Genomic DNA, 13,491 nt, shown 5'->3' on the forward strand with positions numbered 1-13,491 from the left:
CTACTTTTGCTAATAAATTAGTGTCAACAGTTCCAGATGCAGGAACAACGATGTCGTCAAAAATAGAGAAAGATTACCTGACATAGATTGAAGATAAGTATTGTTGCCATTTACTTGTTTTCTTTCTACGTTATAATTAGAATTGGTTTGTACGTCAAATGTCCAATGAGGAACATAAACTCCAGATAAATCTATAGAAGAAGATTGGATTTGTTTGGTAAACCAAGTGTCTTTTGCCCAATTATAACCCAATAGGGCTGCCTTTTGCTTATCTATTTTAAAAGGTAATAAATATTGAGGCTTAATGGTGCGGTCTTCTTTTGTGCTAGCATCTATTAATGGAGTGTTACAATATGGACAATCAGAAGATTTTGAATTTATATTTATTGTTGAAGCTGCGCCACAACTTTTGCATTGTAGTGTTTCTTCAACAACTGAATTTTCTGACTCTAATTTTTCAAGATAGGTTACGAAATCATTTTCCTCGATAATAGTTTGTTCTTGTGGAATAATGTTTTTGGTATTGCAATATTCGCATATTAAAGTTGTTGTACCAGGTTTATATTTTAATCCAGCTCCACAATTTGAACAGTCGAAAGCTTTTAGTGTTTCGTTTTTAATTTCGGCGTTTTCCATTTTATAAAATTAGATGTTAGGTAGAGGAGGAGGAGTTTGAGAAAATAAATTTTGTAGCTCAGAAACACTCGATGCTTTTTGCCATCCCGTCATTCCTTGATTCCATACTAAAGTATCTGCTAGCAGTTGTCCTTTTTCGATTAAAGGCAAAAGTTGACTTTCGTTAAAGGGTCCAGCTTGTGCATTATTAATAGCAACAAAATATGTTGTTCCTGTTGTTGGTAATGGTGGAGGTGTTTGAGGAGGTATCTGATGGCTTGAAAAAGAGGAAAAAGATGTTGTTTGAAATGGTTCTTCAAAAGATTGCATCATTTGCCTTGCCATGTTCATGCCAGTTCCAAAACTAAAAGCGGTTCCTGCTATTCCAGATGGATTTTCGGCAGCTTTCTCGATAGATTGAGCTGTTTTATACTGCGTAAACTTTTTCATGTCAATCTTGTTAAGACGACTTAATTCGAAAATTTCTTTTTTAACATCCTCTGGCATAGAGGTGTTTTCTAGTAAGAATTTGCTAAGCTCAATTCCGTAGGTAGCAAAATCATCTTTCATGATAGCAAAGATGGTAGCCGAAAGTTCGTTGGTATTACCTACGTATGATTCTATAGGTAGCTTAGCTTCGCCGATAGCATCGGTAAAACGAGATACTATAATACTTTTTAATTGTTCGTTAATCTCTTCGGTAGTAAAATGTCCGTCGGTACCAACAATTTCTTTTATAAATTTTTGAGCATCGACAATTTTAAAAGTATAAGTTCCAAAAGCTCTAATTTCAAGCATTCCAAAACGGTCATCATTTAAAATTAAAGGATTTTTAGTTCCCCATTTTTGATCGATAAAATTTCGTGTATTTATAAAATAAACTTCAGCTTTAAAAGGACTATTGAAATCGTATTTCCAACCCTTTAAAGTAGATAAAATAGGTAAGTTTTGGGTGTTTAAGGTGTAAGTTCCAGCATTGAAAATATCAGCAATCTTACCTTCATTCATAAAGATGGCTTGCTGTCCTTCTCTAACGATAAGCTTACTATTGTTTTTTATTTCATTCTGATATCTTTCGAATCTGTAAACAAGAGTGTTGTTGCTGTTGTCTATAAATTCAATTATATCTAGAAACTCATTTCTTAATTTTTCAAATATTCCCATTTTAATTTAGTTAAAATTATAATCAAATGTATGAATAATTTGCATTTTGTTTTAAGAAAAAATATTTATTTCAATCTTTTAGGTAGTCTTATTCGTTAGGTTTTATTTCTTTTAAAATGAGTTAAATTAGTAAATGAGATAATTAGAAAATGTACAAATCCTACAAGGTTAAAAGAAACCTTGCAGGATAAAAAAATAAACCCCGATAGAAATTTAAATCTATCAGGGTTGTTAATTATCTCATTTTCTAATTGGAACATTTTCTCATTAATTTCTTCTTCCTCCCATATATATTGAGACATAATATAATAAAGTAGCAATTGATCCAATCGCAGCTACTACATAAGTTCTGGCAGCCCATTTTAGAGCGTCTTTTGCACCAGCTTGTTCTTGTTGTGTCAGCATTCGTTTACTTTCTAACCAAGCAAGAGCACGATTACTCGCATCATATTCTACAGGCAAAGTCACAATCGAAAATATAGTTGTTGCAGCAAAAATGATAATCCCAATTAATAATAATTGTGGAAAAGTTTTAAGCATTAAAATACCTGCAAGCAAAATCCATTGCATATAACTTGAAGCAACGCTTACAATTGGCACTAATTTAGAACGCATTGTTAACCATTCATAACCTACTGCATGTTGTACAGCGTGTCCGCATTCGTGTGCAGCAACAGCCGCCGCCGCCGCATTGCGTTGGTTGTAAACAGCTTCACTTAGGTTTACTGTTTTATCTACTGGATTATAGTGATCTGTTAACTGACCCGGTGTCGAAATAACTCTCACATCACGGATACCATTATCCGCAAGCATTTTTTCGGCAATCTCAGCACCCGTCATTCCGTTTTGTAATTGCAATTTGGAGTATAGTTCGAATTTGCTTTTCAGTCTTGAACTAACTAACCAGCTAAATAGCATAATTGCTCCAGCAAGAATTAAATAACTCATTCCCATATCTTTTGTTTTTTAGTTTATTGTTTAAAGTTATGAGATAAATAGCAATTTCTGAACCAAATTAAAAAAATGTCATTTTGTCATTTTAAATTTTGTTTAGTTTAAAAGGTTGTTCTTAAGAAGATGTGTCATTAATTCAGCAACATTTTTCATTTTATATTTTTGCAGAATATTTCGTCTATGTGTTTGAACAGTTAAGAAACTTAAGAATAATTCATCGGCAATTTCCTGAGTTGATTTGCCTTTGGAGAGTAACATAACGATATCTTTTTCTCTACGGCTGAGACTAGGAATGTATTCTAAATCTTCGGATAGTGGCTGACTAATAATTGTTTTTACGTCATTACTAAATACGATTTCGCCATCGATAGCTTTATAAATGCAACGTTTAAACTCTTCGAAAGAAGCACTTTTTAGAATATATCCATTTCCTCCGTTTCTGATAAACTGCATTACCAGACTTCTTTCAGATTGACTACTCATACCAATGATTATAATTTGTGGATATTTTTGTTTAATCTTTTTACATAAATCAATGCCGGTCATAACAGGCAGGAAAATATCCATTAAAATTAAATCTACTTTATTATTCATGATGTAATCAAATAGTGTAACTCCAGATTGCATTTTTTCGATAATTTCGACAGTATCTAAATCAGACAACAATCCAGAAATCCCAGAAATTACAATTGGATGATCATCTACAATCACCATTTTATATTTTTTACTCATCTTCTTGATTTTCATTTATAACATTCAATTCAATATAAGTTGAAGTTCCTTGATTTATTTTACTTTCAATTTCCAGTTTTCCATTTAAAAATTCTACCCGATTCTTAATGTTTTTTAACCCCATACCGGTTTTATTTTTCGTATCTAAAATAGCAAAACCAATACCATTGTCCTCTACAGTTATAAAGAAAACATCTTGGTTTTGAGAACAAGAAACCAAGACTCGGGATGCATTTGCATATTTTGATGCATTATTGAGTAGTTCTTGAATAATCCTGTAAATCATGATTTCGTAGTTTTTAGGCAGTTTTGATTTTTTTATTAGATATTGAAATTCAATTTTAGTAGTGGTATTTGAATTTGCAGCGCATAAATCTTTCAAAGCATGTTCTAAGCTTAATTCTAATAAGCTTTCAGGCATTAAATTCTGTGATATGTTGCGAAGTTCTTTAATAGAATTATCTAGCAAAGTATCTACTCCGTTTATAATTTCGCCTTTTTCTTTTTTAGCAAGATTCAGATGAATTTTTAATCCAGAGAGCATACTTCCTAGCCCATCGTGTAAATCTCTGGCAATTCTTTTTCGCTCAATCTCTTCTCCTTGAATCAAAGCTTTAGAAACCGAAAGTTTATGACGATTTTCAAAAGCTATCAAATCCTGCTTTAAATTAATTTCTTTTTGGGCGCTTAATTTCTTTTGGTTTTTGTTAAAAATCCACAGAAATAATACACTAAGGAACAAGAGAAAGGAAAGTACTCCAAATAGAATTGTGTTTAAACGTGTATTATTTACCATTAAAATAGCCTTCTCATTTTGAGACAGCAGTAAATTGATTTTTCTCTCGCTTTCTGCCTTTTTATATTTTGCTTCAAGTGCTACAATTTCATTTTGGAAATTCGTATTATTTATGCTATCATTTATAGTATTGTATTTGTTAGAATAGAAATAAGCTTTATCATATTCGCTTATAGCGTTATATACTTTAGCTAATTCATTATAATAATTCTTTTTATCTAGAATAAAGGGGGTATTTTTTATAAGATAATCTAAATTATTTTTGGCTTTCAAATAGTTTTTTAATTTAAAAAGAACTTGATATTCTGCAAATTTTAATCGGTTTAGAGCGATGAGATTTTGATGCTTTTCAGCAGATTTCATTCCCTTTTTGTAACTTTCTAAAGCATTAGAATTTTTATTTTGTTTTGCATAATATAATCCTTCAGAATAAAAGTAGAAATCGTTTAAATTAGATTCTGGAAAATGTTTTAAGGTAGAAAAAGCTTTGTCTAATACTTTTTTGGCATCATAAAAATGTTTGAGCTCAACGAGATTTTCAGCATTTATGATGTAGGTCTCCATTTTTGACTCTGCAAGTGTTGGTGTTTTCTTTAATGCCCTTTCGATATAATTTTGAGCTTCACTTAAATATTCATTTGCTTTTTCACGTTCACCAGTATTCATAAAAATAATAGCAACTGCTTTATATAAACTGCTTATAAGTTCGTAATCACGACTTTTTTTTGCAATAGGAATGGCTTCATTTACCATCAGTTTCATGTAGCCTTTTTCATTGTTTTTTCGTTGCTGAAGGATTCCGTAATTGTGTAGAATGCTAGCGCGAAATCTGTAAGCCTCAGTGTTATTATATTTTTTAAGCTTTTTGTTAGCCTCAAGAAGTGTTTTTTCAAATCCATCTGTATCACCTTTATCCATAAAGCTAAAGGAGTTATAATAGATTGATAAGTCATTTAGGTATGGGAATTTAGTTTTGAGTCTATTTGCTTGAGCGAGATATTTTTTAGATTTTTCAACATCCTGAACAATCAAATATAGTTTTGATAATCTAAAACTATAAAGGCTTTTTAAGCTATCTGACTTTATATTTTTAGTGACTTTGGCAATGCTGTCAATATAACCTGAATGATCCTCTAAGGAGAGGATTACTTGTGAGTAAGTGGTAGTTGAGAAAAATATAAGGATTAAATAAAAGCCTATTTTGGACATAAAATGTATTTTATCAAATTTATTAAAATTAAATTTTTATCAAAATATTTTTTGTTTTTTTACCTGATATCAGGTAATCTAAAATGCATTTTGTCAGGTATTGACCTCTTTTCAATAAGCATGTAATTTTGTTCGAAACCAATATTAATTATTAAAAAGAATTTAATTATGAAATCAATTATGAAAACTCTAGCGATTGTATTGACTCTTGCTTTTACAGCAGTATCTTGCAGCAGCGACAGCGATAACGAATCAGAACCAGTCAATAAATCAAGAGATGTAAAATATGAAATAACAGGAAATTTTACAGGAGAACTTGATGTGACTTATATGGAAAAAAGTGGTGCGCCACTTATTGAGGATATCGCAGGATTACCTTGGGTAAAAGAATTTACTGCAAATGCAGACAGCGATGGAGCTTTAGTACACACAAGTGGACTCGGAGGTGTTGCTGGGCAAACTGTTACTGCTAAAATTTATGTTGGAGGAAAAGTTGTTTCTGAATTAACAGGAACTGCAAATAGCGACGGAATTATTGTTGTACATACAAAAACGTATATTTTTCCAAGATAACCTAAGAATATTTTGTAAATGAAAAAGGAAGGTCTGTAATTTTACAGACCTCTTTTTTTGCCCAATTGATGTTTGTTTTTATAGAGTATTACAAGTTTGTATTTAGCTGATTATTTATTTCTTCAAATTTAGAAATCAGGCTATTTATTTTGGTTTCTTGTTTTTTGATTTCTTTAGGTCTTAAATAAAACCATACAAATCCTATCCAGGCTAACATTATTACATAGGTGAAAATCCCCCAAAACGACGGCATTTTTAATGCATATTCGTACATATACAAGCACAACCCTGCACCAAGTAAGATAAAATACAAACTTAAAATGGTCGATTGTAAAAACTGTTGTTTCGTTTTAATCGAAATTAATTTATGTAGGTATTCATTATTACTCTGGTTGCTGTCTATAGTTTTATAAAATGAAGCCAGTTTATTGTAAACAAATAAATACATTGCCATTGCCAGAACAGTTAAAATGATTCCGATTTTGGTCGAAATATATTCAGGCTGATAATGATACCAAATAAAAATTATAAATACACTCGTAGCAATAAGTAAGATGTTTGTTAGAATCATTTTCGTTAAACTTCCTCTTTTAAATTGTTTTAGTTTAGAAAGTAGCTCGTCTATATTGGGCTGACTTACGGTTTGTTTTTTCCATAAATCTTTAAAGTCTATATTATTGTCCATTTTCTTTAAATTTTTGAGTTAGTTTTTCTTTAATTCTATGAATTTTCACTCTTATATTCGCTTCTGAGAGCCCTACGATTTTAGCTATTTCGGCTTGTTTTACATCTTCTAGTTCGAGCGAAATAATAATACGGTCCGTTTCTGGTAATTCGGCGATGCATTTGTATAAAAACTGAATTTGTGGTTCTAGCGAATATTCTTTTTCCTCGGTAATATGTGCCGGAAGTTCTGATTTTGGAAAACGTTTTCCTTTTTCTATTTGTTTAAGGCAATTATTAGATGCAATCCTAAAAATCCAGCTTCCGATATTGGCTTCGTTTCTAAAAGTGTGGAGTTTTTTCCAAATAATAATAAATGTTTCCTGCGCGATATCCTGTGCAATGCTGTAATCATTTACGTAACCCATGCACAACCTAAATACCTTTTCCCAATAGGATTTATATAGCTGTTCAAACTCCATTATTTCGATTTTATAAAGTTGGTTAGTTGGGTTAAATACCAATCTTTGTCATCATACATGATAAAATGTAATCCTTTGTTAGCGTATTGAAGATTAGCATTTTTTAAGTTTTTATATTGAGCTTCGATTGCAGGTTTCATGTTTACAAAATAAGCTTCAAGTAATATGAGTGAAGGACATTTTATGGTTGCGATTTTATCTCTCAAATCTGTGTTTGAAAAATCACAAAACATTTCGGCAAATGTTTTTCTGTCGGATTTAACACTCCAGCTAAGTAATAAATCTTGTTTTGTAGTATCTTCTAAAAGTCTTGGAAGGTATTTTTTTTGATTTTCAGAAAATTGCTCATCAGACATTGCTGTCATTTTATTGATTATTGGTGTACAATCATTATTTTCTTTTGCTTTAAAAGAAGGATCCATTAAAGCCGACAAACAAGGAAGAGCATCAACTACTATAATTTTACCTATCAATTCCGGATAATCAGCGGCGAGAGCCAGGGCAAGTCCGCCACCCATACTATGACCGACTATAATTGGTTTTTCGATTTTGTTTGCTTTTATGTAATTAGCGATTTCTGTTTCCCAATTTATAAAAGAAGCATTTGGTTGTGGTTTTACTCCTGCAAAACCCGCCATTGTAAAAACATAACAGGTAAAATCTTTTTCGAAGTTAGGTTTTGTTTCGTTCCACACATCTCCAGAACTAGCAAATCCTGGTAAGAAGATTATAGATTGTTTTCCTTTTCCGGTTTTGGTAATTTCAAACGGATACGATTTTGTTTGTCCGAATACATTTAAACATAATGCTGAAAATAAAAGGGCGATAACTAAGAAGATATACTTTTTCATTTTAATAGTTTTTAGTTGTTAAATGATAGAATTTGCCTTTTAGATACGGGAGTTATTAAAATGTTACAAATGTTAAAAATATTTTTGATTAATTGTTGTTTAGTTTTTTGTATATCCGTTAGTTGAGCCTGTAGAGACGGGTAAGTAGAGGCACGTCGCAGTGTGTCTTCGCATGCATGATCGTTTCCTAAAAAATGTACAGACGTAAGACGGACTGCGGTGCGTCTCTACAATAATACGTGGGTAAATATTGATGATTCTCTTGTAGAATTTATTGTGGAGATCCTTCGACTTCGCTCAGGAGGACAAACTAGGTGCAAAAAAAATCCAAACCCCAACAAAAGTTGGAATTTGGAATTTATAAAATATTGTAAATGGAATTATTTATCCAACCAAATTAATGATTTTTCCAGGAACGATAATTACTTTATTTGGTGTTCTGCCATCTAATTGTTTTATAGTTCTTTCGTCTTTCATAATGATTTCTTCGATTTGTTCTTTTGTTAAATCCAAAGGCAATTCGATTGTAAAACGCATCTTTCCATTAAATGAAACTGGATATTCTTTACTACTTTCTACTAAAAATTTAGGTTCAAAAGTAGGGAAGGCAACAGCTGCAATAGATGTTGAATGTCCTAATAAAGACCATAATTCTTCAGCGATATGTGGCGCATAAGGCGAAATTACAATTGCCAAAGGTTCAAGTATAGCACGAGAATGACAGTTTTGCGTAGACAATTCATTTACACAAATCATAAACTGAGAAACTGAGGTATTAAAAGAAAAACTCTCAATGTCTTCTACCACTTTTTTAATGGTTTTGTGCAATGATTTTAAGTTGTCTTTTGTTGGCTCATCATTGGTAATAATTAAGCCATTGTCATCAAAATACAAACGACATAGTTTTTTTAAGAAACCAAATACTCCCGAAATTCCAGCAGTATTCCAAGGTTTAGCTTGCTCTAACGGCCCTAAGAACATTTCGTATAAACGTAATGTATCAGCACCATATTCATTACAAATATCATCTGGTGTAACTACATTGTAATATGATTTCGACATTTTTTCGACTTCACGCCCTACAATATATTTACCATTTTCATCAAAAATAAATTCGGCAGTATTAAAATCTTCTCTCCAAGCTTTGAATCTTTCAATGTCTAATTCATCTGAAGAGTTCACGAAATGAACGTCAACACGAATTGGTTGTACGTTTTGACCTTCAATTTTGTTTTTAGATACAAAAGTGTTCGTTCCTTCAAGTCTATAAACATAAGCAGTAGTTCCTAAGATCATTCCCTGATTGATCAGTTTTTTGAATGGTTCTTCAGTTGGAGCAAAGCCTTTGTCTTTTAAGAATTTGTTCCAAAAACGAGAATACAATAAATGTCCAGTTGCGTGCTCGCTTCCTCCAATATACAAATCGACACTTTCCCAGTATGCTATAGCTTCTTTGCTTGCAAATTCGTTTTCGTTATGCGCATCCATATAACGCATCCAGTACCAAGAACTTCCTGCCCAACCTGGCATAGTGTTTAGTTCAAGAGGAAAAATCGTCACGTTATCAACTAAATCAGTATTTACAACTGTATTCGTTTTAGTATCCCAAGCCCAAACTGCTGCATTTCCTAAAGGAGGCAATCCATCTTCGGTCGGTAAATATTTTTCTACTTCAGGCAAAATAATTGGTAAATGTTGCGCTGCAATCATTTGTGGCAACCCATTTACATAATATACTGGGAAAGGCTCTCCCCAATAACGCTGACGAGAGAATACTGCATCACGCAAACGATAATTGGTTTTTCCTGTTCCTTGATTTATTTTTTCTAATTCAGCAATTGCTAATTGAGTTGCCTCTTTATAACTTAATCCGTTTAAGAAATCAGAATTTGCAATTTCTACATTGTCTTTCGAGCCATAAGCTGTTTCAGAAATGTCAACATTTGCAAAGATATTTTTGATTTCTGGCATTCCGTTTTGACCTTTAAAGAAATTTGAAAAAGCATAATCTCTTTCGTCTCCACAAGGAACTGCCATTACCGCACCTGTTCCATATCCTGCCAAAACATAATCGCCAATCCAAACCGGAATTGGTTCTTTTGTAAAAGGGTGTTCAGCATAAGCACCAGTAAATACACCAGAAATGGTTTTTACATCAGCCATACGCTCACGTTCAGAACGTTTCGCTGTTTTTTCGATATAGGCTTCAATAGCTGCTTTTTGTTCTGGAGTTGTAATCTCAGCAACCAAAGGATGTTCAGGAGCCAATGTCATAAACGTAACCCCGAAGATTGTGTCAGGACGAGTCGTGAAAACTTCTATTGCTCTGGGCTCAGAGCCCTGGGCTGAGGGCACTACACGGAAAGAAACCATTGCTCCAACTGATTTTCCAATCCAGTTACGTTGACTTTCTTTGATGCTTTCGCTCCAGTCAATATCGTTAAGACCTTGTAATAAACGTTCTGCATAGGCAGAAATGCGCATGCTCCATTGTGTCATCTTTTTACGGATTACAGGATAGCCACCACGCTCAGAAACACCGTTTACGATTTCGTCATTTGCCAAAACAGTTCCTAAACCAGGACACCAGTTTACTTCGGTTTCTGCTAAATAAGTTAATCTGTATTGTAATAAGATTTTTTGTTGTTCATCAGATGAAAACGATGTCCATTCGCTTGACGAAAATCCTACAATATTATCATCGCAAACTGCATTTACAGTTGCATTTCCTTCTTTTTCGAAAATAGAAATCAAAGTCGAAATGTCTTCGGCTTTATCTGAATCTTTATTGTACCAAGAATTAAACAATTGAATAAAAATCCATTGTGTATGCTTGTAATAATCAGGATTTGAAGTACGAACTTCTCTATCCCAATCAAATGAGAATCCTATTTTATCTAATTGTTTTCTGTATCCAGCAATTTGCTTTCCTTCTTTATCTACACCACCATCAATGTTTACACGAGTAGTGTCTTCAGGACGTTGACCTGTTTGTATAGCATATTGTTCAGCAGGCAATCCGAAGCTATCATAGCCCATTGGATGCAAAACATTAAACCCTTGATGTCTTTTAAAACGAGAATACACATCAGAAGCAATATAACCTAGCGGATGACCAACGTGTAATCCTGCTCCAGACGGATAAGGAAACATATCGAGTACATAATGTTTTGGTTTTTCGGAGTTATTCTCGGCTGCAAAAGTTTTATTGTCTGCCCAATATTTTTGCCATTTGGCGTCTATTTCAATCGGATTGTATTTCATTCCCTACTTTAATTTTATTTTTAATGGAGTCGTGCTTTCGCTTACTCAAGTCATTTTTATGGTTCAAAGGTTTAAAGTGACGGAGATTCAAAGGTTCAGTCACAATAATAATAAGTTCGCAAATTTACATTTATTGTACGAAAGTTAAAACTTTGGCCGTTATTAACTTCAAATAATGAAATTCTTTATTATTTTTACCACATAATTTAAGCAAACTATGAGTTCTAACTTTGATAAATTTCAAAAACGCAGGTTAATTTCCTCTTATTTTTCGGTTGTATTAAGTGTATTTCTGGTTTTATTCCTTTTGGGAGTACTAGGGTTATTCATTATTAATTCTAAAAAACTAGCGGATGACTTTAAAGAAAAAATCGCTATGACGGTTTTCTTTAAGAACGAAGCTAATGATAGTATTATAAAAGCATTCAACGCCGAGTTAAAAAGAGCTCCTTTTGCTAGATCATTTGTTTATGTTACTAAAGAAGAGGCAGCTAAACAGCATACTGATATTATTGGTGAAGATTTCCTAACGTTTTTAGGAGAGAATCCGTTGTTAAATTCGTATGATATTCACTTAAAAGCTGATTATGTAGTTAAAGATAGTATCGCTAAAATAGAAAGTCGCTTACGTAAAAATACTATGATTTCTGATATTGTTTATGATAAGCAATTGGTAAATCTGGTTAATGATAATATCAAAAAAGTGAGTATGTGGATTTTAATTGTTAGTGGATTTTTAACTGTAATCGCAGTATTACTTATTAATAGTTCATTGCGCTTATCAATACATTCTAATCGATTTATCATTAAAACAATGCAAATGGTAGGTGCTACAAAATCATTTATTCGTAAGCCATTTGTAATGCGAAGTATTAAACTAGGATTAATAGGTGCAGGTTTAGCTATTGTTGCTTTGGTTGGATTATTAATTTATGTAGATACCAATTTCCCAGGACTTGGAATAATGGAAGATAAAGCACTTATCGGATTAGTTTTATTGACGGTTTTAGGAATCGGAGTATTGATAACTTGGTTAAGTACACACTTTGCAACACAACGTTTCTTAAATTTAAGAACTGACGATTTATATTAATAAAATGAGCTTACCTGAGACTTTGTCAAGGGACAAAAAAATAAAAATGGAAAATAAACAAGAGCAAAATAAAAAGGAATTTCTTTTTGATAAAGTAAATTATAAAATTTTATTGATTGGAATTGGTGTAATTGCATTAGGATTTATTCTGATGGCAGGTGGTGGAAGTAATGATCCAAATGTTTTTAATGAAGCGATCTTTAATTTTAGACGTATTCGTTTAGCTCCAACTACTGTTTTGATAGGTTTTGGAATTACAATTTATGCAATTCTTAAAAATCCTAAAAAAGCATAAATGGATACTTTACAAGCTATTGTTTTAGCCATTATTGAAGGAATTACAGAGTTTTTACCTGTTTCTTCAACTGGTCATATGATTATTGCCTCTTCTTTTTTTGGAATTGCCCATGATGATTTTACAAAACTTTTTACAATTGTAATTCAGCTAGGAGCTATTCTTTCGGTAGTCGTTTTGTATTTCAAACGTTTTTTTCAAACGCTTGATTTTTACTTTAAATTATTAGTGGCATTTATACCAGCAGTTATTTTAGGATTATTATTAAGTGATGTTATAGATGGTTTATTAGAAAACCCCGTTACAGTTGCAGTTTCACTTTTAATAGGTGGAGTTATTTTGCTAAAAGTAGATGAATGGTTTAATAATCCAAATACAGTCGAAACTTCACAAGAAATAACCTATTCACAAGCTTTAAAAATTGGATTGTTCCAGTGTTTGGCAATGATTCCAGGAGTTTCAAGAAGTGGGGCGAGTATAGTAGGAGGGATGTCGCAAAAATTGTCAAGAACAACAGCGGCTGAGTTTTCATTCTTTTTGGCAGTTCCTACCATGTTTGGAGCAACCGCTAAAAAATGTTATGATTATTATAAAGCAGGATTTGAATTATCACATGATCAAGTTAATTTATTGATTATTGGTAATATAGTAGCTTTTGTAGTAGCACTTTTGGCTATTAAAACCTTTATAGGATTTTTGACTAAAAACGGATTCAAAGTATTTGGATACTACCGTATTATTGCAGGGATTGTGTTGTTATTAATACATTTCTTTATTCATCCGCTTACAATTATATAATG

The 13,491-nt window shown here is 32.3% G+C and carries 13 protein-coding genes; 4 read left to right on the forward strand and 9 right to left on the reverse strand.

Going from position 1 to position 13,491, the window contains the following annotated elements; translation table 11 throughout:
• Window positions 1-9: 9 nt before the first annotated feature.
• From EAG11_RS19475 to EAG11_RS19495, 5 genes are all read right to left on the reverse strand, one after another.
• Window positions 10-636: a hypothetical protein gene (locus tag EAG11_RS19475; protein WP_129540641.1), complete on the reverse strand. Its 627-nt coding sequence runs from the start codon at window positions 634-636 to the stop codon at window positions 10-12.
• Window positions 637-645: 9 nt separating this feature from the next.
• Window positions 646-1,779 carry an SPFH domain-containing protein gene (locus EAG11_RS19480; protein WP_129540642.1) on the reverse strand — a complete coding sequence of 378 codons (1,134 nt, stop codon included), beginning with the start codon at window positions 1,777-1,779 and terminating at the stop codon, window positions 646-648.
• Window positions 1,780-2,046: 267 nt separating this feature from the next.
• Window positions 2,047-2,733 (reverse strand): zinc metallopeptidase, encoded by a 687-nt coding sequence (locus EAG11_RS19485; RefSeq protein ID WP_207209608.1) that lies wholly within the window; start codon window positions 2,731-2,733, stop codon window positions 2,047-2,049.
• 96 nt (window positions 2,734-2,829) lie between these two features.
• The gene (locus EAG11_RS19490; protein WP_129540644.1) at window positions 2,830-3,465 is read right to left on the reverse strand and encodes a response regulator transcription factor; all 636 of its coding nucleotides are present in this window, start codon (window positions 3,463-3,465) and stop codon (window positions 2,830-2,832) included.
• Complete coding sequence (locus EAG11_RS19495; protein WP_129540645.1) at window positions 3,458-5,470, reverse strand: sensor histidine kinase; 2,013 nt, start codon at window positions 5,468-5,470, stop codon at window positions 3,458-3,460. The genes EAG11_RS19490 and EAG11_RS19495 overlap by 8 nt, the downstream gene beginning before the upstream one ends.
• Window positions 5,471-5,638: 168 nt before the next feature.
• Here EAG11_RS19495 and EAG11_RS19500 point away from each other — a divergent pair, with 168 nt between their 5' ends.
• On the forward strand, window positions 5,639-6,043 hold the full coding sequence (locus EAG11_RS19500; protein ID WP_129540646.1) for an MmpS family transport accessory protein: 405 nt from the start codon (window positions 5,639-5,641) through the stop codon (window positions 6,041-6,043).
• An 88-nt stretch (window positions 6,044-6,131) separates the two neighbouring features.
• Here the strand turns inward: EAG11_RS19500 and EAG11_RS19505 are convergent, their stop codons facing one another.
• The 4 genes from EAG11_RS19505 to leuS form a co-directional block, all read right to left on the reverse strand.
• Window positions 6,132-6,728 carry a hypothetical protein gene (locus EAG11_RS19505; protein WP_129540647.1) on the reverse strand — a complete coding sequence of 199 codons (597 nt, stop codon included), beginning with the start codon at window positions 6,726-6,728 and terminating at the stop codon, window positions 6,132-6,134.
• Entirely contained in the window at window positions 6,718-7,188 is a 471-nt protein-coding gene (locus EAG11_RS19510) for an RNA polymerase sigma factor (protein WP_129540648.1), read from the reverse strand. The genes EAG11_RS19505 and EAG11_RS19510 overlap by 11 nt, the downstream gene beginning before the upstream one ends.
• On the reverse strand, window positions 7,188-8,039 hold the full coding sequence (locus EAG11_RS19515; protein ID WP_129540649.1) for an alpha/beta fold hydrolase: 852 nt from the start codon (window positions 8,037-8,039) through the stop codon (window positions 7,188-7,190). The genes EAG11_RS19510 and EAG11_RS19515 overlap by 1 nt, the downstream gene beginning before the upstream one ends.
• A gap of 384 nt (window positions 8,040-8,423) precedes the next feature.
• The gene (gene leuS, locus EAG11_RS19520; RefSeq protein WP_129540650.1) at window positions 8,424-11,303 is read right to left on the reverse strand and encodes a leucine--tRNA ligase; all 2,880 of its coding nucleotides are present in this window, start codon (window positions 11,301-11,303) and stop codon (window positions 8,424-8,426) included.
• A 217-nt stretch (window positions 11,304-11,520) separates the two neighbouring features.
• On the opposite strand from leuS, the gene EAG11_RS19525 reads away from it, so the two are divergent.
• From EAG11_RS19525 to EAG11_RS19535, 3 genes are read left to right on the forward strand one after another with little or no spacing between them, the layout of a single operon-like run.
• Window positions 11,521-12,396: an ABC transporter permease gene (locus tag EAG11_RS19525; protein WP_129540651.1), complete on the forward strand. Its 876-nt coding sequence runs from the start codon at window positions 11,521-11,523 to the stop codon at window positions 12,394-12,396.
• A 46-nt stretch (window positions 12,397-12,442) separates the two neighbouring features.
• Entirely contained in the window at window positions 12,443-12,691 is a 249-nt protein-coding gene (locus EAG11_RS19530; protein ID WP_129540652.1) for a DUF3098 domain-containing protein, read from the forward strand.
• Entirely contained in the window at window positions 12,692-13,489 is a 798-nt protein-coding gene (locus tag EAG11_RS19535) for an undecaprenyl-diphosphate phosphatase (protein WP_129540653.1), read from the forward strand.
• Window positions 13,490-13,491 lie beyond the last annotated feature (2 nt).

The organism is Flavobacterium sp. 140616W15 (assembly GCF_003668995.1).
Classification (GTDB): domain Bacteria; phylum Bacteroidota; class Bacteroidia; order Flavobacteriales; family Flavobacteriaceae; genus Flavobacterium.